The sequence below is a fragment of the Zhengella sp. genome, assembly GCF_041397485.1.
GTDB lineage: Bacteria > Pseudomonadota > Alphaproteobacteria > Rhizobiales > Rhizobiaceae > Zhengella.
This window is the reverse complement of the sequence record NZ_JAWKWO010000005.1, coordinates 236,828-258,136: the sequence shown is the minus strand read 5'-3', so window position 1 is coordinate 258,136 and position 21,309 is coordinate 236,828. Positions and strand designations below refer to the sequence as shown.

Annotated in this window: 18 protein-coding genes and 1 riboswitch; of the genes, 11 read left to right on the top strand and 7 right to left on the bottom strand. The window is 66.1% G+C overall.

Translation table 11 applies throughout. From position 1 onward, the window contains the following. Positions 1–7 precede the first annotated feature (7 nt). The 7 genes from fba to gph all read left to right on the top strand — a co-directional run bounded on the left by fba (position 8) and on the right by gph (position 6,093). Positions 8–1,087, top strand: a complete 1,080-nt coding sequence (gene fba, locus R3D65_RS16090; RefSeq protein ID WP_371276279.1) for a class II fructose-bisphosphate aldolase — start codon at positions 8–10, stop codon at positions 1,085–1,087. A 28-nt stretch (positions 1,088–1,115) separates the two neighbouring features. Continuing rightward, positions 1,116–2,579 carry a form I ribulose bisphosphate carboxylase large subunit gene (locus R3D65_RS16085; RefSeq protein WP_371276278.1) on the top strand — a complete coding sequence of 488 codons (1,464 nt, stop codon included), beginning with the start codon at positions 1,116–1,118 and terminating at the stop codon, positions 2,577–2,579. A 53-nt stretch (positions 2,580–2,632) separates the two neighbouring features. Further along, the gene (locus R3D65_RS16080) at positions 2,633–3,022 is read left to right on the top strand and encodes a ribulose bisphosphate carboxylase small subunit (protein WP_371276277.1); all 390 of its coding nucleotides are present in this window, start codon (positions 2,633–2,635) and stop codon (positions 3,020–3,022) included. A gap of 121 nt (positions 3,023–3,143) precedes the next feature. Next, positions 3,144–4,091, top strand: a complete 948-nt coding sequence (cbbX, locus tag R3D65_RS16075; RefSeq protein ID WP_371276276.1) for a CbbX protein — start codon at positions 3,144–3,146, stop codon at positions 4,089–4,091. Positions 4,092–4,103: 12 nt separating this feature from the next. Next, positions 4,104–4,799 (top strand): ribulose-phosphate 3-epimerase, encoded by a 696-nt coding sequence (gene rpe / locus R3D65_RS16070; RefSeq protein WP_371276274.1) that lies wholly within the window; start codon positions 4,104–4,106, stop codon positions 4,797–4,799. Positions 4,800–4,828: 29 nt separating this feature from the next. Continuing rightward, the gene (locus R3D65_RS16065) at positions 4,829–5,386 is read left to right on the top strand and encodes a thioredoxin family protein (protein WP_371276273.1); all 558 of its coding nucleotides are present in this window, start codon (positions 4,829–4,831) and stop codon (positions 5,384–5,386) included. Beyond that, positions 5,383–6,093, top strand: a complete 711-nt coding sequence (gene gph, locus R3D65_RS16060) for a phosphoglycolate phosphatase (protein ID WP_371276272.1) — start codon at positions 5,383–5,385, stop codon at positions 6,091–6,093. Before R3D65_RS16065 ends, gph begins: the two co-directional genes overlap by 4 nt. A gap of 64 nt (positions 6,094–6,157) precedes the next feature. On the opposite strand, the gene gcvP is transcribed toward gph, so the two are convergent. The 6 genes from gcvP to R3D65_RS16030 form a co-directional block, all read right to left on the bottom strand. Further along, positions 6,158–8,956 carry an aminomethyl-transferring glycine dehydrogenase gene (gene gcvP, locus R3D65_RS16055; protein ID WP_371276271.1) on the bottom strand — a complete coding sequence of 933 codons (2,799 nt, stop codon included), beginning with the start codon at positions 8,954–8,956 and terminating at the stop codon, positions 6,158–6,160. An 11-nt stretch (positions 8,957–8,967) separates the two neighbouring features. Further along, entirely contained in the window at positions 8,968–9,336 is a 369-nt protein-coding gene (gene gcvH / locus R3D65_RS16050; RefSeq protein WP_371276270.1) for a glycine cleavage system protein GcvH, read from the bottom strand. A 5-nt stretch (positions 9,337–9,341) separates the two neighbouring features. After that, a complete protein-coding gene (gene gcvT, locus R3D65_RS16045; RefSeq protein ID WP_371276269.1) occupies positions 9,342–10,445 on the bottom strand; it encodes a glycine cleavage system aminomethyltransferase GcvT in 1,104 nt (367 codons plus the stop codon). A gap of 169 nt (positions 10,446–10,614) precedes the next feature. Beyond that, positions 10,615–10,710: riboswitch (glycine riboswitch) on the bottom strand. A 74-nt stretch (positions 10,711–10,784) separates the two neighbouring features. Then, a complete protein-coding gene (proC, locus tag R3D65_RS16040) occupies positions 10,785–11,594 on the bottom strand; it encodes a pyrroline-5-carboxylate reductase (protein WP_371276268.1) in 810 nt (269 codons plus the stop codon). Positions 11,595–11,665: 71 nt separating this feature from the next. Continuing rightward, the gene (locus tag R3D65_RS16035; protein ID WP_371276267.1) at positions 11,666–12,976 is read right to left on the bottom strand and encodes an O-antigen ligase family protein; all 1,311 of its coding nucleotides are present in this window, start codon (positions 12,974–12,976) and stop codon (positions 11,666–11,668) included. Beyond that, positions 12,945–13,955, bottom strand: a complete 1,011-nt coding sequence (locus R3D65_RS16030) for a glycosyltransferase family 2 protein (RefSeq protein ID WP_371276266.1) — start codon at positions 13,953–13,955, stop codon at positions 12,945–12,947. The genes R3D65_RS16035 and R3D65_RS16030 overlap by 32 nt, the downstream gene beginning before the upstream one ends. 287 nt (positions 13,956–14,242) lie before the next feature. Between R3D65_RS16030 and R3D65_RS16025 the strand changes: the two genes are divergently transcribed. Genes R3D65_RS16025 through R3D65_RS16015 form a run of 3 tightly spaced genes read left to right on the top strand, consistent with a single transcriptional unit; the run spans position 14,243 to position 17,083 of the window. Beyond that, positions 14,243–15,418, top strand: coding sequence for a glycosyltransferase family 4 protein (locus tag R3D65_RS16025; RefSeq protein ID WP_371276265.1), 1,176 nt, complete (start codon positions 14,243–14,245; stop codon positions 15,416–15,418). Then, complete coding sequence (locus tag R3D65_RS16020) at positions 15,415–16,194, top strand: WecB/TagA/CpsF family glycosyltransferase (protein WP_371276264.1); 780 nt, start codon at positions 15,415–15,417, stop codon at positions 16,192–16,194. Before R3D65_RS16025 ends, R3D65_RS16020 begins: the two co-directional genes overlap by 4 nt. Beyond that, positions 16,184–17,083 carry a DUF6492 family protein gene (locus R3D65_RS16015; protein ID WP_371276263.1) on the top strand — a complete coding sequence of 300 codons (900 nt, stop codon included), beginning with the start codon at positions 16,184–16,186 and terminating at the stop codon, positions 17,081–17,083. Before R3D65_RS16020 ends, R3D65_RS16015 begins: the two co-directional genes overlap by 11 nt. 46 nt (positions 17,084–17,129) lie before the next feature. Here R3D65_RS16015 and R3D65_RS16010 read toward each other — a convergent pair whose 3' ends face one another. After that, positions 17,130–18,446: a lipopolysaccharide biosynthesis protein gene (locus R3D65_RS16010; protein WP_371276262.1), complete on the bottom strand. Its 1,317-nt coding sequence runs from the start codon at positions 18,444–18,446 to the stop codon at positions 17,130–17,132. A 173-nt stretch (positions 18,447–18,619) separates the two neighbouring features. On the opposite strand from R3D65_RS16010, the gene R3D65_RS16005 reads away from it, so the two are divergent. Further along, positions 18,620–21,235: a GNVR domain-containing protein gene (locus R3D65_RS16005; RefSeq protein ID WP_371276261.1), complete on the top strand. Its 2,616-nt coding sequence runs from the start codon at positions 18,620–18,622 to the stop codon at positions 21,233–21,235. Positions 21,236–21,309: the final 74 nt, after the last annotated feature.

Sequence of the window (21,309 nt, the reverse complement as noted above, 5' to 3'; positions counted from 1 at the left end):
CAGAACCATGGCCCGTATCACGCTCCGCCAGCTTCTCGATCACGCCGCCGAATACGGCTACGGCGTGCCCGCCTTCAATATCAACAACATGGAACAGGGCCTGGCCATCATGAAGGCCGCCGCCGCTTGCGACGCGCCGGTCATCCTGCAGGCCTCGCGCGGTGCGCGCTCCTATGCCGGCGACATCATGCTGCGCCACATGATCGAGGCGCTGACCGAGATGTACCCGCAAATCCCCGTCTGCATGCACCAGGACCATGGCAACAACGAAGCCACCTGCCTGACCGCCATCCGCCATGGATTCACCTCGGTGATGATGGACGGTTCGCTGGAGGAGGACATGAAGACGCCGGCCTCCTACGAATACAATGTCGCGATCACCGAACGCGTCGCGCGCATGGCTCATTGGGTCGGCGCTTCGGTGGAGGGCGAGCTTGGCGTGCTCGGCAATCTTGAAACCGGCGAGGCCGCGAAGGAGGACGGCTCCGGCGCTGAGGGCAAGCTTTCCCGCGAGGACATGCTCACCGACCCGGACCAGGCCGCCGACTTTGTCGCCCGCACCCATGTGGATGCGCTGGCGATTGCCTGCGGCACGTCGCACGGCGCCTACAAGTTCTCCCGCCAGCCCACCGGCGACATCCTCGCCATCAGCCAGATCGAGGCGATCCACGCGCGCATCCCGAACGTTCACCTGGTCATGCACGGGTCGTCCTCCGTGCCGCAATATCTGCAGGACCTCATCAACGATCATGGCGGCGACATGCCCCAGACCTGGGGCGTGCCGGTGGAGGAGATCGAGCGCGGCATCCGCTCCGGCGTGCGCAAGGTCAATATCGACACCGACAACCGGATGGCGATCACCGGCCAGTTCCGCAAGATCGCCACGACGAAACCGAAGGAATTCGACCCGCGCAAGTTCCTGATCCCCGCCATGGAGGAGATGGAGAAGCTCTGCCTCGACCGCTTCGAGCGCTTCGGCACTGCCGGCCACGCCAGCAAGATTCGGGTGATCGACATGGACGAGATGGCCAGGCGCTATGCCAGCGGTGCCCTCGACCCGCAATTCGCCACGGCCCGCGCCGCCTGAAACAACAGACAAAGCGAAAGGAACTGCCATGACCATCGACGCCAAGACCGAGATCAAGGGCAAGGAGCGCTACAAGGCCGGTGTGCTGAAATATGCGCAGATGGGCTATTGGGACGGCGACTACGAGCCCAGGGATACCGACGTCCTCGCCCTGTTCCGCATCACCCCGCAGGAAGGCGTGGACCCGATCGAGGCGGCGGCCGCCGTCGCCGGCGAATCCTCCACCGCCACCTGGACCGTGGTCTGGACCGACCGCCTGACGGCCTGCGAGAACTACCGCGCCAAGGCTTATCGCGTGGAGCCGGTGCCGGGCCAGGAAGGCCAGTATTTCGCCTATGTCGCCTATGACCTGATCCTCTTCGAGGAAGGCTCCATCGCCAACCTGACGGCCTCGATCATCGGCAATGTCTTTTCCTTCAAGCCCTTGAAGGCGGCCCGGCTGGAGGACATGCGCTTCCCCGTGGCCTATGTGAAGACCTTCCGCGGCCCGCCCACGGGCCTTGTGGTCGAGCGCGAGCGCCTCGACAAGTTCGGCAAGCCGCTGCTCGGCGCCACCACCAAGCCGAAGCTGGGACTGTCGGGGAAGAATTACGGCCGCGTCGTCTATGAGGGCCTGAAGGGCGGGCTCGATTTCATGAAGGACGACGAGAACATCAACTCGCAGCCGTTCATGCATTGGCGCGACCGCTTCCTCTACTGCATGGAGGCGGTGAACAAGGCGTCCGCCGAGACCGGCGAGATCAAGGGCCACTACCTCAACATCACCGCCGGCACGATGGAGGAGATGTACCGCCGCGCCGAATTTGCCAAGGAACTGGGCTCGGTCATCGTCATGGTCGACCTGATCGTCGGCTGGACGGCCATTCAGTCGATCTCCGAATGGTGCCGCCAGAACGACATGATCCTGCACATGCACCGCGCCGGCCACGGCACCTATACGCGGCAGAAGAACCACGGCATTTCCTTCCGCGTCATCGCCAAGTGGCTGCGCCTGGCCGGCGTCGACCATCTCCATTGCGGCACCGCTGTCGGCAAGCTGGAGGGCGATCCGCTCACCGTCCAGGGCTATTACAATGTCTGCCGCGAGACGAGGAACGCGATCGACCTGCCGCGCGGCCTGTTTTTCGAGCAGGACTGGGCGGACCTGAAGAAGGTCATGCCGGTGGCCTCCGGCGGCATTCATGCCGGCCAGATGCACCAGTTGCTGGACCTGTTCGGCGACGATGTCGTGCTGCAATTCGGCGGTGGCACGATCGGCCACCCGATGGGAATCCAGGCCGGCGCCACGGCCAATCGCGTCGCGCTTGAAGCCATGGTCCTTGCCCGCAACGAGGGCCGCGACATCGCCAATGAAGGTCCGGAAATCCTGCGCGAGGCGGCAAAGTGGTGCAAGCCGCTGGAAGCCGCGCTCGATACCTGGGGCAACATCACCTTCAACTACACCTCCACCGACACGTCCGACTTCGTGCCGACGCCCTCCGTGGCGATGTGAGCCTCCTGCCTCCAGGTGGCAGACCGCAAACGGATAATGAAAGGAAGACCGACATGCGTATCACCCAGGGATGCTTTTCCTTCCTCCCGGACCTGACCGACGCCCAGATTTCCGCACAGGTGGAATATTGCCTGTCGCGCGAATGGGCCATCGGCATCGAGTTCACCGACGACCCGCATCCGCGCAACACCTATTGGGAAATGTGGGGCAATCCCATGTTCGACCTCAAGGACGCCAAGGGCGTGATGATGGAACTGGACGAGTGCCGCAAGGCACACGGCGAAAAATACATCCGCATCAATGCCTTTGACGACACACGCGGCTTCGAGACAGTGATGATGTCCTTCATCGTCAATCGCCCCGCCGAGGAGCCGAAGATCGACATGGTGCGCACCGATATGCGCAGCCGCAGCCAGTCCTATTCCTGGCGCGTGGCTGGCTGAGAGTGGCAAGACGGGGGTGGCCCGGCAACCGCGCCGGCCGCCCCTGTTCCACAGGCTTTCAACAGCCTGTCAATGCATGATCCACAGACGGTCCACGGACGATCCACAGGAGGCACGGCAAATGGGCGACGACCCGGTCACGGACGAGACACAGCAGGCGGGACCTTCGGCCATAGACCTGAGGGCGGAGTTCCGCTCTTCTGGCGTGGCGGAGATCCTCGAAGAACTGGACCGCGAGCTCATCGGCCTGAAACCGGTCAAGCAGCGCATCCGCGAGACCGCGGCCCTGCTGCTGGTGGATCGCGCCCGCCGCCAGATGGGGCTGGCCACAGAAACGCCCACCCTGCACATGAGCTTCACCGGCAATCCGGGCACCGGCAAGACCACGGTGGCGCTGAAAATGGCCGGCCTGCTGCACCGCCTGGGTTACATTCGCAAGGGGCACCTCGTTTCCGTCACGCGCGACGATCTGGTCGGCCAGTATATCGGCCACACCGCGCCCAAGACCAGGGAAGTGCTGAAAAAGGCCATGGGCGGCGTGCTCTTCATCGACGAAGCCTATTATCTCTACAAGCCGGACAATGAGCGCGACTATGGTCAGGAGGCCATCGAGATCCTGCTTCAGGTGATGGAAAACAACCGCGACGATCTCGTCGTCATCATGGCCGGCTATGCCGACCGGATGGACCGCTTTTTCGCCGCCAATCCCGGCTTCCGCTCGCGCATCGCCCATCATGTCGAGTTTCCCGATTATTCCGACGAGGAATTGCTGCGCATATCGCGGACCATGCTGGAGGCACGGAACTATCGCTTCGACGCGGCGGCCGAACAGGCCATGGCCGACTATATCGCCCTGCGCCGCGCCCAGCCGCATTTCGCCAATGCCCGTTCCATCCGCAACGCGCTCGACCGCGCCCGCCTGCGCCAGGCCAACCGCCTGTTCGAAAGCGCGGCCGGCCCGCTGGATGCCGACGCGCTCAGCACCATCACCGAAGATGACATCCGCGCAAGCCGCGTCTTTTCCGGCGGGCTGGATGTCGACCGCGCGACGCGTGCCGCCGCCGAATAGGAGACATAGCCCATGACCTTCGACCGTGCGATCAAGATTGCGCCCTCCATCCTGTCCGCCGACTTCGCCAATTTCGGGCGTGAGATCCGCGCCATCGAGGCGCAAGGCGCCGACTGGGTGCATGTCGATGTCATGGACGGCCATTTCGTGCCCAACCTGACCTTCGGTCCGCCAGCCGTGAAGGCCTTCCGCCCGCATGTGAAGACGGTGATGGATGTGCATCTGATGATCGCGCCCGTCGATCCGTGGATCGAGGCCTATGCGGATGCTGGCGCGGATGTTCTGACCGCGCACCTGGAAGCCGGGCCGCATATCCACCGCACACTTCAGGCCATTCGCGCAGCCGGCATGAAAGCCGGTGTGGCGCTCAATCCCGGCACGCCCGCGCAAGCCGTGGCCCATCTGCTCGACCTTGCGGACCTTGTGCTTGTGATGACGGTGAATCCGGGTTTCGGCGGCCAGAAATTCATCGACATGACCGACAAGATCCGCGCCCTGCGCGCCATGATCGGCGACCGGCCCATCCATGTTCAGGTCGATGGCGGCGTCGATCCGGCCACCGCCCCACTGGTCGCGGAGGCGGGCGCCGACGTGCTGGTTGCCGGATCGGCGGTTTTTCGCGGCGGCTCGGTGGACAATCCGGCCGTTTATGGCGACAACATCCGGGCCATCCGTGCCGCTGCCACCACCTCCCGCGCCGCGGCCTGAGCGAAACAGCAAACCCCCGGAGTTGTCCCATGGCCGCCATTCCTCCCGTCTGTGATTTCGGCTGGAAGCCGGTCGACGCCACCCTGCCGGGCGTCGACGGAAAGAATCGCTCCATCCTTGGCGAGGCGGGCCCGAACGGTCTCGTCGTCGCCTTCATCTGCAACCATTGCCCCTATGTGCTGGCGGTGATCGACCGGATCGCCCGCGATGCCCGCGACCTTCAGGCGCTCGGCATGGGCTTCGTCGCCATCTGCTCCAACGATGCCGAGGCCTATCCCGCCGACAGTTTCGACAACATGAAACGCTTTGCTGCGGCTCACGACCTGCCTTTCCCCTATCTGCATGATGAAACGCAGGCGGTCGCCCGTGCATGGGATGCGGTCTGCACACCGGACTTTTTCGGCTTCAACAAGGCGATGGAACTGCAATATCGAGGCCGCCTCGATGCCTCGCGCAAGGAAACCGCCCCGGCCGACATCCGCCGCGATCTCCATGAAGCGATGAAACAGGTGGCCGAAACGGGGCAGGGCCCGCGCGACCAGATCGCTTCCATGGGCTGTTCCATCAAGTGGAAGGATGCCGCATGAGCCGGCATTTCGCGCAGGGCGGAGACCGTTGCGGCTGGCCGCAGGCCATCTTCTTCGACCTTGACGGCACGCTGGTCGATTCCGCGCCGGACCTCGCCGCCTCGCTCAACGAGGTTCTGGCGCTGGAAGGCCATGCCGCCCTTTCGCTGGACGAGGTGCGCGCCATGGTCGGCAATGGCGTGCGCAAGCTGGTGGAACGCGGCTTTGCAGCCCGTGCCATCGCGCTGCAAGGCACCGTGCTCGATGCCCGGACCGCGACCATGATGGAGACCTATGGCCGCCAGGTCACCGAGCGCACCACGCTCATGCCTGCCGCTGAGATGATCGTCAAAGCCTACCACCAAGCCGGTGTCACGCTCGGCGTCGTCACCAACAAGCCGGAAGGCTTTACCCGCGCCATTCTCGACCATTTCGGTTTCTCGGATCTGATGGCGGTCGTCGTCGGCGGCGATAGCGGACCGGAGAAGAAGCCGGCGCCGGACATGTTGCTTCACGCGGCCAGACAGGCCGGCTTTCACCCGTCGCGCTGCCTGATGGTGGGCGACAGTCCGGCAGATGCGGGCGCCGCGCGCGCCGCCGGCATGGCCTGTGTTCTGGTGCGCGGCGGCTATACAACCGTACCGGTGGATCAAATCCCCTGCGATGGCGTGATCGATAGCCTGGCGCAACTCGGCCAAGCTATCGAGCGTCTCAAGGAGCCGGCCTGAACCGCTGGCCCATGATCGGCGGCAAAACGCCGGAGCCGGCTGATATGCCGGCTCCCTCAAAGCGTCAGGTGTTGACGGCCAGTGCTTCCACCGGCGGGCAGGTGCAGACCAGGTTGCGGTCGCCATGCACGTTGTCGATCCGCGCCACGGGCGGCCAGTATTTCGACGCCGGCGAGGCGCCGTCCGGCATGGCAGCCTCGGCCCGGCTGTAGGCGTGGCCCCAGTCGGCTGCCAGCAGGTCTTCCGCCGTATGCGGTGCATTGACCAGCGGATTGTCCTCCTTCGGCCAGGTGCCGTCCGCCACCTTGCCCGCTTCCGCGGCAATGGCCAGCATGGCATCGCAGAACCGGTCGATTTCCTTCTTCGGTTCGGATTCGGTCGGTTCCACCATCAGCGTCCCCGCCACCGGCCAGGACATGGTCGGCGCGTGAAAGCCGTAGTCGATCAGCCGCTTGGCGATGTCATCCACCGAAATGCCGGCACTGTCCTTCAGCACCCGCGTGTCGAGAATGCACTCATGCGCGACACGCCCCTTGCGGCCCTTGTAGAGTACGGGATAGGCCTCTTCGAGCCGCCGCGCGATGTAATTGGCCGACAGGATGGCTGCCTCGCTTGCCCGTTTCAGCCCGTCCGCGCCCATCATCCGGATATACATCCAGGTGATCGGCAGGATGGCCGCGCTGCCAAAAGCGGCTGATGCGACGGCATGGTCGCTGCCCTGGGTCACATGGCCCGGCAGGCAGGGCGCCAGATGTGCTTTCACGCCGATGGGCCCGACGCCGGGTCCGCCCCCGCCATGGGGAATGCAGAAGGTCTTGTGCAGGTTCATGTGGCAGACATCGGCGCCGATGTCGCCAGGCCGGGCCAGCCCGACCATGGCGTTGAGATTGGCGCCATCGAGATAGACCTGACCGCCATGGGCGTGGATGATGTCGCAGATCTCGGTGATCGCTTCCTCGAACACGCCATGGGTCGAGGGATAGGTGACCATCAATGCGGCCAGCCGGTCGCCATGCTGCGCCGCCTTGGCCTTCAGATCGGCCACATCCACGTCGCCGCTGTCGGTGCATTTGACCACCACCACGTCAAGGCCGGCCATATGCGCGCTGGCCGGGTTCGTGCCATGGGCGGACGACGGGATCAGGCAGATCCTGCGGTCCTTGTCGCCGCGCGCCTCGTGATAGCGCCGGATTGCCAGAAGGCCGGCATATTCGCCCTGGCTGCCGGCATTGGGTTGAAGCGATACGGCATCGAAACCGGTGATCTCGCCAAGCCACGCCTCGAGATCGTCGAACATGGCACGATAACCCGGCGCATGGGCGGCGGGTGCGAAGGGATGGATGTTGGCCACCTGCGCCCAGCTCACCGGGGCCATCTCGGCGGCGGCATTCAGCTTCATCGTGCAGGAGCCGAGCGGGATCATCGCCCGGTCCAGCGCGAGATCCTTGTCGGCCAGCTTGCGCAGGAACCGCATCATCTCGGTTTCCGACCGGTTTTCATGAAAGACCGGCTGTGTCAGGAAGCCGGCCGCCTCGCGCGGGGCTGGCAGGGCGCTGGCGGCCACGTCGGCAAGGCGCGCGCCGAACAGCCGCGCCAGGCCGGTCACGTCATCGTCCGTACTGGTCTCGTCGAAGGCGACGGAGACCGTATCGGCATCGATCACGCGCAGCAGCCGGCCATCGGCTTCCGCGTCGGCAGCGATGGCCTCGGCCTTGCCCGGCACCGTCACGGTGACCGTGTCGAAGAAATGCGCCCCGGCCAGGGCAAGCCCGTGATCGCGAAGCGCCTGGCCCAGGCGCGCGGCCTTTTCATGCACGCCGGCCGCAATGGCGCGCAGTCCTTCCGGCCCGTGCCAGATGGCATAGGCGGCGGCCATGTTGGCCAGCAGCGCCTGCGCCGTGCAGATGTTGGAGGTCGCCTTTTCGCGCCGGATGTGCTGCTCCCGGGTCTGCAAGGCCAGCCGATAGCCGGGGCGGCCCCTGGCATCGACGGATTCGCCGACAAGCCGGCCCGGCAGCAGCCGGGTCAGGGGCTCGGTCACGGCCATGTAGGCGGCGTGCGGCCCGCCATAGCCCATCGGCACGCCGAAACGCTGCATCGAGCCGACGGCGATATCCGCGCCCCAGTGTGCCGGGGGCTCCAGCAGGGTCAGCGCCAGCGGATCGGCAACGGCCACGACCAGCGCACCCACTTCTTTTGCCTTCGCGATCAGCGCGGAGTGGTCGCCATAGACGCCCGCCGTGTCCGGCCACGCGACCAGCAATGCCGCCGTGCCCTCGTCGATTGCGCCGGAGGCGGTCAACCCCAGCGCCTGTCCGCGTGTCATCACCACATCCATGGTCTGGGGATGCAGGTCGCCGGCCAGCACGACATGCGAGCGCTTTTCGCGATGGTGCCGGAAGGCCACGCCCACGGCCTCGGCCACGGCCGTGCCCTCGTCCAGCAGCGAAGCGGAGGCAACCGGCAGGCCGGTCAGTTCCGCCACCAGTGTCTGGAAGTGAAACAGCATTTCCAGCCGGCCCTGGCTGATTTCGGCCTGGTAGGGCGTATAGGCCGTGTACCAGGCCGGGTTCTCGAACAGGTTGCGCTGGATGACGGGCGGAACGTGGCAGCCATGATAGCCCTGGCCGATGAAGCTTTTGGCCACGGTATTGGCATCCATTTTCGCAAACAGTTCGCCAAGCGCGTCCTGTTCGCTCACCGCCGCGGGCAGGTCCAGCGCCCGGTCGAGCCGGATGGAAGCGGGAACGCTTTCGAATATCAGCGTTTCAAGCGAGGGAACGCCGATTTTTGACAGCATGGCGCGCATGTCCGTGTCGGAAAGCCCGACATGGCGGCGCGCGAAGGAGGCTGCAGCACTCATGGGGGCCTCCTTCAGCCGATCATCGCCTGGTAGGCATCGGCGTCCATCAGACCGTCGAGCTGGCTTTCATCGGCAAGCGTCATCTTCCAGAGCCAGCCGTCGCTCTCGGCCGCGCTGTTGACGAGTTCTGGCTGAGAAGACAACGCCTCGTTCGCAGCCGTGATTTCGCCGTCAGCGGGCGCATAGACATCCGAGGCCGCCTTGACGGACTCGACCACGACGGCCGCATCCCCTTTGGACACGGTCTTGCCGGGTTCCGGCAGTTCGACGAAGACGAGATCGCCAAGCTGTTCCTGGGCGTGGTTGGTGATGCCGACGGTCGCCACGCCGTTCTCGACGCGGATCCATTCGTGGTCTTCGGTGAAATAGGTCTTGCTCATGGTGGTCACCCCTGGGTGCTGCGTTTCTGGATGAAGGGAAGCTTGACGACGGTCATGGTCACGGGTTTGCCGCGCACCTCTGCCGTCAGGGCCGTGCCGGGTCTGGAAAGCACCTTCGGTACATGGCCCATGGACACGGGATGGCCGGCTGAGGGTCCGAACCCGCCGGAAGTCACGGTGCCCACGGTCCTGCCCTCCTCGTCCATGAGCGGCGCGCCGGCGCGCACCGGCTGGCGGCCGTCGGGCACAAGGCCCACGCGCTTGCGTGTCGCGCCTTCGGAAATGATGCGGGCAAGCGCGTCGGCGCCGAAGAAGTCGCCCCCCGCACGCAGCCCCTTGGGGATCGCCCAGAGCAGGCCGGCGCTTACAGGGTCCGTCTCCTCGTCGAGATCCTGCCCATAGAGGCACAGACCGGCTTCCAGCCGCAGGCTGTCGCGCGCTGCCAGACCGATCCACGCCACCCGGTCATCGCCGGCCAGGCGGCTGGCGAAGGCCTGCGCCTCGTCCGCCGGCATGGCGATCTCGAACCCGTCCTCGCCGGTATAGCCAGAGCGCGTCAGGAACCAGCCGGGCCGCGGTTCGGTCCCCGACATGAAGGTGAGAGCGTCGATCGCCTCGCCGGCATCGCGCATCACGTCTGCGGCCATCGGTCCCTGCAGGGCCAGCAGCACCCGGTCGAGCGGCGTTACCGTGCAGTCGAACGGGCCGGCCGCCTCGCGCAGGCGCGCCAGGTCAACGGCAGCCCGCGATGCGTTCGCAACCACCATGAATCGTTCCGGCGCGAGCCGGGTGACGATGAGATCGTCGATGATGCCGGCCTGCGCGTTGAGCAGGAAGGTGTATTTGCTTTTCCCGTCGCCCATGGCGTCCGGTTGCAGCGGGCAGGCCCGGGCAAGGGCGGAAGCGGCCCCGGCGCCTTCGATCAGCACCAGCCGCATGTGGGAAATGTCGAACAGTCCCGCCTTTTCGCGCACATGCAGGTGTTCCTGCAGCACGCCCATGGGATAGCTCAGTGGCATGGACCATCCGGCAAACGCGCCGAATTTCGCGCCCGCTTGCGCATGAAGATCATGCAAGGGAAGGGTATTCAGGTCATCGCTCTCGCCCACGGGCTGCTCCTTGACGACAGGTTGCGTGGTCCGCCCTCACAATGAAGGCTGGGACCGCCCCTCTGTCGGAAGCCTGAGAGATTCGCGCCGCGGGAACCCTGTCCGCACCGCTTACACCGTCGGCGCAGGTTTCCCCTTGTGGGAAAAACCTGACTTTCCAGAGCGCCTTGACCTGTCCGCGGTTCTTTTGCCTGAGAGATTTCGGGCGATTTCCCCTTCGGCGGTTTCCCCATTCACGAGGAAACTCTCTCCCGCCAGACAGACCGGTCGTGCGACCGTGAGCAGACCTGAACCTAGGGCGATTCCGCCCGCTTGTCACGCCCCCTTGTGCCCACGGCTCTAGGCGCCCAGTTCCACGGACCGTGCGCGCGCTGCCTCGACCGCCTCTTCCACGAGTGTTTTCAGACGGTTGTCCCCCATGAGCACGGCCAGCGCGGCGGCTGTCGTGCCATTGGGGCTGGTCACCTGTTCGCGCAGCGTGCCCGGTGCCTCGCCGCTCTCGAACGCCAGTTTCGCCGCACCCAGAACGGTCTGGCGGGCCAGCAGATCCGCGGTTTCGGCCGGCAGCCCGGCTTTCTCGCCCGCCGCCGTCAGCGCTTCGATGAAATGGAACACATAGGCCGGGCCGGAGCCGGAAACGGCCGTCACGGCGTCCATCAGGTCTTCCGATGGAATGGAGGTGACAGCCCCGTTTTGCGCCAGAAGCATGTTGACCGCGTCCATGGCGGAAGGCGCGACGCGTCCGTTGGCGAAGGTCACCATCATGCCCTGGCCGATGGCTGCCGGCGTATTGGGCATGCAGCGCACGATGGCGGCATCCTCGCCGACAAGCGACTGCAATGTCGCAACCCTTGTGCCGGCGGCAATCGACACGATGGTGGCTCCGGCTTCGGCGAAACGGCGATAGGCCGGCGCGGCATCGCCCATCACCTGCGGCTTGACCGCCAGGACGACGACATCGGCGCGCAGGTCATCGGGAAGTGCGACGGCCTCCGCCACGGCTGTCACGCCCTGCGCGGCCGCCCGCGCGCGCAGCGCCTCGGCCGGTTCCACCACGGTGCAATCGCCAGGTGCCAGCACACCGCCGGCAATCCACGCCTTCAGCATTGCAAAACCCATATTGCCGCATCCGGCCATGATCACGCGCATGGTGCTCTCCTCGCCTTGAACTGTTTCGCCTTCTTGGCAAACCGGCTGCCGCTTTGCAATCGCCGCCGGTGTCAGCCGTGCGAGGGCAGGCTCACGCGCGCGGTCATCCTCAGGCCCAGCGTGGCGAAGACCAGCAGCACCCAGACGGGATCGGCCCGGTGGAAGAAGAATGTCTCGACAAAGGCGTTCAGCGTCGTGAACAGCAGGATCATCATCAGGAAATCGGCGAACAGCACGCTGTCCTTGAGCATTGGCACGCGCATGTAGTCGAACAGCGGCGCGATGTTGAACACGATGGCCGCCGCGGCGAGTGCCGGCAGGCCCATGGCGATGGCGATGTCCATATAACCGTCATGGCCATGCACGATGCCGCGGAAATCCCAGTCCGCGTCGAAATGCAGATCCTGGTTCGCAATGAAATCCGTGCCCCAGAAACTGGTATAGCCATAGCCTGTCCAGGGCTTCTTCATGATCATTTCGCCACCGAAGGCCCAAAGGGTTGTGCGTCCCGTATAGGTCAGGTCCGGGGCGAGTTCGCGCGCCAGGTCCTTGAGGGCGTCGATATAGACGATGCCGAGCGTGGCAAGGCCGAACGTGGCGATGGAAACGAGATAGGCCACCACCACGGCCCTGCGCATGCCCATCAGGTTGGGCAGCATGACCAGCAGCATGGCCGCCGGCACCAGCCCCGCCGTGGTCTTGGAACCGGTGTTGAGCACGAAGACCATGGCCGCCAGGAAGATCGCCGCGCCGGCTCCCTTCTCGCCGCGCCGCCAAAGCCACAATCCGGCAAAGGCCAGGCAGGCCATGACCGGCCCGGCAATGTTCTTGTGCGAGTAGATGCCGCGCCAGAAGCCGGCATGCTGGGCTTCATAGCCGCCCGATCCGTGGATCGCGGCCTCGGGCATCAGCACGAGGCCGAGGAAGGAGAAGACGAGGATGATGGCCGCGGCGGTTTTCACCATGGCCGACAGACCGTCGAAACTGCGCGGAAGCGACAGCGCCGCCGCCAGCGCCAGGATGATGATGATCGAGAAGGAGGCCGCCCGTGCCGCGCTGCCCGGATCGGCGGCGCGCAGGATGGAAAGCACGAAGAAGCCGAGCAGCAGGCCCCACCAGGGGCTGGCAAGCGCCAGCACGCGGCGCGGATCGGCAAACAGCGCCAGGCACAGGATGGCCAGCGCGCCGAGTGAACCGTAGCCGAGCTGGTTGACGATGTCGCCGCCGCCATCCTGCGGGCCGGTTCCCGGATTGAGCGGCTTGAACGTCACCAGCAGCAGGGTGAACAGCACCGTGGCCAGCACCATGGCCAGCCGGGAACCGGAAAGGACTGCACCCAGTCCGCGCGGCTCAGTTCTTCTCGGCGTTGCGATACTGTTCATTCGTATAGCCGAATTCCGCGATCACGCGGCCGATGCCCACCAGGACCGGGTAAAGCCCGGTCGAGACCGAGCCGGTGCGCAGCATGGCCGCCAGGCCGCGCAACGGGGATGCGCCCAGCAGCGCCAGGCTGCGCGCGATCACCTTGGCGCGCCCGAACGGCTCGCGCGCCCGCTTTCCCCGCTCCACAAGCGTGGAAATGACGCCGTTGCGGATGCTGCGTGCGCGGATCCAGTCGCCCTGCAGACGGCGCGAGGGAATTGTCTCGCGCACCGGTGCTTCCGCGCACCAGGCCTGCCGGAATCCCTTTTGCCGCGCACGGCTGAGGAAGTCGGAATCGCCCCCGCCCATGAAATTGAAGCGCAGGTCGAGAAACGGGTAATCCATCGCCTCCAGCACGGCGCGAGAGACGAGCAGGTTGCCCGACGAATAGAGTGCTTCCACCGGCCCGGTCTCCGCGTGTGGCGGCCGGAAGACCGGGTGGTTGCGCCAGTGTTCCATGTCGGCCCGCTCGAACACGGGGATTTGCGGCCCCCCCACCAGATCGGCATCCAGGGCTTCGGCTGTGAGCGACATGCGCTCCAGCCAGTCCGGGTCGGCCAGTTCGTCGTCATCGATGACAAGCAGGTGACGGAAATCGGGAAATGTCTCCAGCGCCGTCTTCCAGCCGGCATTGTAGGCGCAGCAATTGCCGCGCTCGTGCGCGACGATGACAAGCCCGTTCAATTCACCGGACTGGAAAAGGGGGGCGGCGGCAGTCGCGCCTTCGCGCTGCTCCGCCTCGTTTTCCATCACGATCACGGCGAAGGCACGATCCGTCCTTTGTCTGCGCACCGATTCGAGCGTTGCCAGCAGGTGGTCGGGCCGCTTGAAGGTGGGAATGGTGATGACCGCCTCGATCCGGGCTGGATCGAGACCGGGGGATCGGGTGACGATTGAGATCGGGTCTTGCATGGGGGGCGCCACGGTTCTTTTCGACATCTTACCTTGCGGTGCAGCGGATTAAGGCCGCGTTAAGCCTGTCGTCCGATTCGGAAAATTGTTCTCCTGGAGGCGTTACTTACACAACTTGCTTAAACATCATGAAACTGCTTTGCGGGTACACAGGAAAAGGAAAGAGAACGTTCACAAGCCGCTTTGCGTGAGGATTTGATGGCAGGCACGAAGGCTACGAAGACAGGGCGATGCAAGGGCGGCGCGACTGGGTCTCTCGTCGCCGGGAGCGCCTCGCCGTCAATCGGGCGCATGTTGGACCGCGGAGCGTGACCATGCATCTCGTTTTCGTCACCTCCATCGTGCCTGACGGCACAGCGACGACCGGCTACGAAATCGCCAACGCCGCCATCCTTTCGGCGCTGCGCCGGGCCGGAACGCGCGTGACGGTGCTGGGCTATGGCTGGCCGGGCCGGCGGCCGGCCGATGACGGGCAGACCATCCTGCTGGGTGAGATCGATGTGACGACCGCTCATGCGTCGCAATTGAAGAAGATGCAGTGGTTGGGGCAGGCAATGGCTGCCGGCACCACGGTTTCCTCGGCCAAGCTGCAGGCCGCGGGCCGCGCGGCGGTGGAACAGGCCCTCGACAGGATCGGGCCGTTCGATGGCTTCGTGCTCAACGCGGTGCAGATGGCCGGCGCCTATCCCGATCTTTTCCTGTCGCGCCCGTCCCTCTTCGTGGCGCACAATGTCGAATATGTCTCGGCCGGGCAGAATGCCGATGCGGCCACGAGCCCCTTGCAGCGCTTCCTTTTCCGCCGCGAGGCGCGATACCTGCGGGCGCTGGAGCAGCGTTTCTGTCGCGCCGCCAGCCACGTTCTGACCCTGTCGGGAGAAGATGCCGGCACCCTGGCGGGCGAGGCCGGCCATGACCGTTTCACCGTCCTGCCGCTCGTCACGCGCGCCGAAGCCCCGCCGCCCGTCACCGGACCCGCGGACCATGACGCCGCCCTCATCGGAACCTGGACATGGGAACCGAATCGTATCGGGCTGGACTGGTTCCTGCGCGAGGTGACGCCGCATCTGCCGGATGACTTTTCCGTGCGCATCGCCGGCTCGGTTCCCGGCGGCATGGCAACGGCCCATGCCGGCACGCGGTTCGTCGGCCGTGTGCCCGATGCCGCCGCCTTCATCCGCAAGGCCCGGATGGTGCCTCTGGTGGCCCGCGCCGGAACGGGCGTCCAGCTCAAGACCATCGAAACCTTCGAGCACGGCCTGCCATCCGTCGCCACGACGCTGGCCTTGCGCGGCATTGCCGAAGTGCCGGAAAACTGCACGCTTGCCGACGATCCGCAAGCCTTCGCCGCCGCCATGGTTGCCCGCGCCGCGGCACCGGCCCATGCCGATGGTGCCCGCTTCCATGCCGCGCAACTGGCCGCACTCGATTCCGGCATGCGCCGGGCGCTGGACAGGCTGGGCGCGGCCCTGGCCGGTAGGGCAGCGGCATGAACATGCTGACCATACCTCCCGGCAGGAAGGCCCGGTCGATGGTCATCCTCGGCCAGCCCGTTGCCATGCTGACCTGGGACGAGGCCATCGCTCATCTTGGCGATCTGGTCGGACAGGACGGCTTCACGCCGGTCAGTTTCCTCAATGCCCACAATGCGAATGTGGCGGCCTCCGATGCCGGATTCGCGGAAGCGATGCGGGGCTTTCTCGTCCTGCCGGATGGCGTGGGCGTCGATATCGCCGCCAGGCTGCTCTATGGCGTGCCGTTTCCGGCCAACCTGAACGGGACTGACTTCATCCCCGCATTCCTGAAGGCGCGCCAGCAACCGGTCACCGTCGGCCTGCTCGGCACCACGAGCGACAACGTCGCTGCGGCCTGCGCAGCACTTCGCCGACATGCCCCGCAGCATCGCTACGAGGTCATCGGCGACGGGTTTTTCGATGATCCGGGGGAAGCGGCGATCCTGGAGCGGCTCCGGTCATTGCGGCCCGACCTGCTGCTCGTCGCCATGGGCGTGCCGCGTCAGGAGATGTGGATCAGCCGGAAGCTCGGTGCGCGGCATTGCTCCGTTGCGATCGGGGTGGGTGCCCTGCTCGATTTCCTTTCCGGTGCGGTTCCCCGCGCGCCAGGCTGGATTCGCCGCCTTCGCCTGGAATGGGCCTATCGCCTGTGGCTGGAGCCCTCGCGGCTGTGGCGGCGCTATCTGGTCGGCAATCCCCTCTTTCTCTGGCGGGTCGCTCGCCAACGCCTTGCGATGAAGCGCCATGACGGCTGAACATGCAGCCCCATCGATGCCGCGCACGGCACTGGTTACCGCCACCTATGCGGCGGATTTCGAGCGCTGCCGCCTGCTTTGCGAAACGGTGGACCGCCATGTCACCGGCATGACGCGGCACCTGTTGCTGGTCTCCGATCCGGACGTCGCGCTGTTCCGGCAACTGGAAGGCCCGCATCGCGAAGTCATTGGCGAGCGGGACATCCTGCCGGGTTGGCTGCATGACCTGCCCGATCCCCTTTCGGGCTTTCGCCGCCGCATCTGGCTGTCGGCGCGTGTGCCGCCGCTGCGCGGCTGGCATGTGCAGCAATTGCGCCGCATCGCCATTGCCCGCCATGTCCGGGAGGATGCGCTCTTCTATTGCGATTCCGACACCGCCTTCCTGAAGCCGTTCGATGGCGCCAGTCTCTGGCAGGGTGATCGCCTGCGCCTGTTCCGCCGTGACGGCCGCCTTGCCGAACCGGGTCACGAGGCGCAGCGCGAATGGGCGCAAAACGCGGCGGCGGCGCTGGGCATTGCGGCTGGCTTCCGGCCCGCCCATGATTATATCGCAACGCTGATCGCCTGGCGCACCGATGCCACGCGCGCGATGGCTGACCGGCTGGAAGCGGCGAGCGGGCGCCACTGGATCGAGGCCATGGCCCGCAACCGCCGTTTTTCCGAATGCATGCTGTATGGCATCCACGCCGACGTCGTGCAGTCGGGCGCCGGTCATTTTCACGATCGTCATGAACTCTGCCGGATCTACTGGTCCGGCCCCACGCTGGATGCTTGCGCCATCCGGGATTTCGTCGGCGGTCTCGGCCCCGGCCAGGTGGCCGTCGGCCTCCAGTCCTTCACCGGCGCGGATGTCGGGGATATCCGCTCGGCCGTTCTGGCCGCCGCCTGATCCCGGCTTGGGCGATACAGGCCGGCGCGTCCGCCGGGCGGGCCTTCTAGAGCGGGCGGGCGGGTTGGCGCAGCGCCGGATAGGTCAGCAGCATGGAGGCGAGATAAAGCGCGCCAAAGGCCCAGGTGAGGCTGCCGATGATGCCGGCCTGGGATCCGGTTCCCCCCGCCAGCAGGAGGGTCAGCAGGCCTGCTTTCAGCACCGCCAGGACCGCCAGATTGATGGCGCGGCGGAAGGACTGGCCGCGCGCATAGAGCAGTTCGGCATGGTATTCGGTCAGGTTGCGGAAACCCGGTATCAACAACGCAAGCAGCAGGATGGGTGCCGCCTCCGCCACGTTGCGCCCCATCAGGTCCGGCCTCCAGGCCAGCATCAGCGCGATGAAGGCCATGCCGGCGGTGGAGATGGCGAAGATTCCGGTTTCGAAGCCGATGCGCCGAAGGACGCCACCGATCTCGCCACCGCGCCGCATGATCGCCTGAACCAGCATCATGTTGAACGTGCGCATGGGAATGGCGGTCAGGTCCACAAGCCGCATGATGATGGCATAGAGGCCGGCAAGTGTCGGCCCGCCAAGGGCGAGAACCAGCAGCTTGTCCAGTTCCATCTGCAGGTAGAAGAGGATCTCGGCGCCCGCCACGGACAGCGAGTCGGTCAGCCGCCGGCGGACGATGCCGGTATGGAAACGCAGGCGATGGCGCGGAAAGAACCACGCCAGCGAAATCGCCAGCACGGCGAGATTGGCCGCTGCATACCAAGGGGCCCATGCGCTGACGCTGTCTCCGGCCGCAACCAGCCAGAAGCCGAGAGCGGCGGCCGCGCGCAGCGCCGTTCCGCAGATCACCAGGATCGCGGCGCGTCCGAACCGGCCCATGCCATTGTTCACGATGACCACGATTTCCGCACTGCGCCAGATCAGCGCCTCGGTGACGATGATCAGCGCGAAGGTCGCCAGCGCCATCTCGCCGGAAAAGACGATGGCGTAGGCAAGCCCTGCGGCAAGCGCCAGAACGGGCAGCGAAGCCGCCGCCATGGCGAGATACCCGCCGGCATAGAGGCCGATCAGGCGCGGGCGCATCGTTGCGGCCCGGTAGAGCGGCGAGGAGAAGCCGAATGCCACGATGCGCGACAGCACGACGCCGGTTGCCGAGGCGGTCGCAAACAGGCCGAAATCGGCAATGGTCAGCGTGTTGGCGAGAATGACGAAATAGGCCAGCGAGAAGACCAGCCGGCCAAGCGAGCCGCTGATCGCCGACATGTAATCGCGCACGAGCCTGCGCCAACCGGCCGGAACGAGCCGGGCGAGGGCATCCGGCATCCGGCGGCGCAGGGCGGGTTTCATCGGTTCGATGGCGCTGTTCATGCGCAAACCCATACATTTCAAAGATTAAGGCAGCGTGTCCCCGCGAGGTTGATGTATTCCTAATCTACGAAAATACGTTTTCTTCCGTGCCCGGAATTAACCTTTTGTTACCCCTGTCTGTTTAGCTTGAATTAACGCTTTCGCCTCCGCGAAACGGATCAAGCCGGGAAGCCATGACTCGTCGCGACGCCAATGATTCCAACAGACGCCGTTCGCTGCTGTCGCGCGGCGCAACCGACACCGCCCCGCAGGCGGATGCCGGGCGGACCCGGCGTGGGCCCGCCCGTGAGGGGCTGTTGTCGTTGCGTGCCGAGCCCCGGGCTGACGGAAACGGCGCTTCCGATCGCGGCTGGCAGAAGGACCGTGACACGTCGCCCGGTCGAACGGGCTCGCTTCTCGACGATATCGTTGCGCCGCGCCCGCTCGACCGGATGCCCCGCGCCCGCAATCAGCGCTTTTCATCCGGTCTGTCGCGCGGCGGCGGCCAATCCGGCGAACGAGGGCAAGACCAAGCGCCCGCCGATCAGCCTGCGCCCGCCAGACCGGATGACCACGCCACGATGGCCGGGCAACAGCCGCAGGAGGCGTGGAAGCCTCTGATCGACCCGCTGGCAGTCATCGGCGGCATTCTTGGGTCGGGCAGGATCATCGTCCTGACCACCCTGGCCGGCGCGGCGCTTGGCGTCATGGTCGCGCTCGGCACGCCGAAACATTATGTCTCGACGGCCGAGATCATCGTCGACCCGCGCGACATCAAGATCGGCGAGCGTGAACTGACCGCCGGCGGGCTCCCCTCCGACGCCACGCTTGCCATCATCGAGAACCAGGTCCGCGTGATGTATTCCGGCAGGGTGCTGGGCGACGTCGTCAACGCGCTGGATCTGGCGCGCGACAGCGAATTCAATGGCCAGGGCGGTGGCATTTCGCTGCGGGGCATGATCTCCAGCCTGCGCTCGCTGGTTTCGGGCCGCGGGTCCGGTGCCGCCGATGGCGATCGCGCCCGCGCGCTGGCCATCGAGAATCTCGCGGAAAGCCTCGACATCTCGCGCGGCGACAAGACCTTCGTCATCTATGTCAGCGCACGGACCAAAAATCCGGAAAAGTCCGCCCGCGTGGCCAACACATTGGTGGATGTCTATCGCGAGGCGGCGGGTCAGCTCCAGTCGGATACGGCTGGCCGGGCCGAAACCGAGATCACCTCGCGGCTGGCGGAATTGCGCAAGGGCGTGTTCGCCGCCGAGCAGGCGGTCGAGGCGTACAAGGCTGAAAATGACCTCGTGGATGCCCAGGGCCGCCTGATTTCCGACGACCAGATCGTCAAGATCAACGACCAGCTCTCCAATGCCCGCGCGAAGACCATCGAACTTCAGGCCCGCGCCACCAGCGCCCGTGACGTCGATCCGGATGCGGCGGCCACGGCCTCCTTGCCCGAATATGTCAATTCGGCTGTTCTGGCCGAACTGCGCTCGCAATACGCCCGCCTGTCACAGCAAGCCGACGCGCTGGCCGTGCGCCTCGGGCCGCGCCACCCGGAACGGCAGGCGGTGGACGCGCAGCTTGCCGGTGCAAGGCGCCAGATCGCCGCCGAACTGCGCCGCATCGTCGCCTCCATCCAGGTGGAACTGAAGCGCGCCGTGGAGCAGGAGCAGCAATTGGGAGCCCGGCTGGCCCAGGCCAAGGCACGCCAGGCGGCTGTATCCGACCGCCTCGTCGAACTGCGCGAACTGGAGCGCGCCGCCGCCGCCGAACGCGCGGTTTATGAAAACTACCTTCTGCGCGCGCGCGACGCCGCCGAACAGAAGGGCCTGAACACGGCCAACGTCTCGATCATCTCTCCGGCAACACCGGCATTGCTGCCGACGGGGCCGTCCCGCTCCATGATCGCTGTCGTCTTCACCATGCTCGGCTTCGTGGCGGGTATCGGCCTTGGCGCGTTGCGCGGCGTGCTGGCCGCGTTCGGTGGAAGGGCGGCCATCATGCCGCGTGCGTCGCGCTTGCAGGCCCGCAGGAGCGGCCCCGAGGAAGGCCCGCTGCCGCCCCCGCCGGGGCAGGGACGCATGAAGCGCCGCACCCCGCAGCCGGATGAATCACCGGACAGGATAAACGATGCGCCAGCGCCGCAACCGGCCTGGGCGGCTGCGGCAACGGCGCTGCTGCGTGAGCGCACCGGCCAGCGAATGCCGGCGGCGCCGGATCCGGGGCCGGTCCAGCCGCCGCATCCGGCTTCGGCGCCTGCCGAAGGCCAGTCGGTTCCGCGCGACACGGAACATTTGCCCTCCGGATGGCAGGCCGCGCCCTCGGCCCCGTCCGGGCCGTCGCAAGCCATGGCACCTGCATATCAGCAGGTCGCCGCGCCCGGCATACCCGGTTCGCCGGCAGGCTGGGCCGGATATCCCGCTTCTGGCTGGCCAGCAGCGCCATGCCATGGCGCGCCTCCACCGGCCTGGCCAGCGGCCGGGCAGATCATGCCGTCCGCGCCGGTGCCGGCCATGCCGGGCGCTCACTGGAGCGGTTATGGCCAGGTTGGGATGCCGCCCGTGCCGCCTCAGGCATATTGGCACTGGCCGCATGCCATGCCGCCCGCTGCTCCGCCGGTGCATCCGGGCGCATATGACGTTCCGTATCCCGCACCGGCGCAGCCGGTCATGCCGGCACCCCCCGGGCCTCTGAATCAGCAGGGGCACGACCCGTCCGTGGACGCGGAAGTGCGCCAGTTGCGCGCGGCATTGCAGACGCTGCGCCATCGCGTCGAGAGCGCATCGGCCGGCCGCCGCCGCCGCGCCTCCTGACAATCTTGCCGAAACGGCATGGGCGTGTCGCATTCAAGAGATGAAAGCGGCGCGCGGACATGCTAGCCCCCTCG

Excerpts from the sequence above, each read along its gene's own strand:
- fba (WP_371276279.1), top strand. The coding sequence starts at position 8 with ATGGCCCGTATCACGCTCCGCCAGCTTCTCGATCACGCCGCCGAATAC.
- R3D65_RS16085 (WP_371276278.1), top strand. The coding sequence starts at position 1,116 with ATGACCATCGACGCCAAGACCGAGATCAAGGGCAAGGAGCGCTACAAG.
- R3D65_RS16080 (WP_371276277.1), top strand. The coding sequence starts at position 2,633 with ATGCGTATCACCCAGGGATGCTTTTCCTTCCTCCCGGACCTGACCGAC.
- cbbX (WP_371276276.1), top strand. The coding sequence starts at position 3,144 with ATGGGCGACGACCCGGTCACGGACGAGACACAGCAGGCGGGACCTTCG.
- rpe (WP_371276274.1), top strand. The coding sequence starts at position 4,104 with ATGACCTTCGACCGTGCGATCAAGATTGCGCCCTCCATCCTGTCCGCC.
- R3D65_RS16065 (WP_371276273.1), top strand. The coding sequence starts at position 4,829 with ATGGCCGCCATTCCTCCCGTCTGTGATTTCGGCTGGAAGCCGGTCGAC.
- gph (WP_371276272.1), top strand. The coding sequence starts at position 5,383 with ATGAGCCGGCATTTCGCGCAGGGCGGAGACCGTTGCGGCTGGCCGCAG.
- gcvP (WP_371276271.1), bottom strand. The coding sequence starts at position 8,956 with ATGAGTGCTGCAGCCTCCTTCGCGCGCCGCCATGTCGGGCTTTCCGAC.
- gcvH (WP_371276270.1), bottom strand. The coding sequence starts at position 9,336 with ATGAGCAAGACCTATTTCACCGAAGACCACGAATGGATCCGCGTCGAG.
- proC (WP_371276268.1), bottom strand. The coding sequence starts at position 11,594 with ATGCGCGTGATCATGGCCGGATGCGGCAATATGGGTTTTGCAATGCTG.
- R3D65_RS16035 (WP_371276267.1), bottom strand. The coding sequence starts at position 12,976 with ATGAACAGTATCGCAACGCCGAGAAGAACTGAGCCGCGCGGACTGGGT.
- R3D65_RS16030 (WP_371276266.1), bottom strand. The coding sequence starts at position 13,955 with ATGTCGAAAAGAACCGTGGCGCCCCCCATGCAAGACCCGATCTCAATC.
- R3D65_RS16025 (WP_371276265.1), top strand. The coding sequence starts at position 14,243 with ATGCATCTCGTTTTCGTCACCTCCATCGTGCCTGACGGCACAGCGACG.
- R3D65_RS16020 (WP_371276264.1), top strand. The coding sequence starts at position 15,415 with ATGAACATGCTGACCATACCTCCCGGCAGGAAGGCCCGGTCGATGGTC.
- R3D65_RS16015 (WP_371276263.1), top strand. The coding sequence starts at position 16,184 with ATGACGGCTGAACATGCAGCCCCATCGATGCCGCGCACGGCACTGGTT.
- R3D65_RS16010 (WP_371276262.1), bottom strand. The coding sequence starts at position 18,446 with ATGAACAGCGCCATCGAACCGATGAAACCCGCCCTGCGCCGCCGGATG.
- R3D65_RS16005 (WP_371276261.1), top strand. The coding sequence starts at position 18,620 with ATGACTCGTCGCGACGCCAATGATTCCAACAGACGCCGTTCGCTGCTG.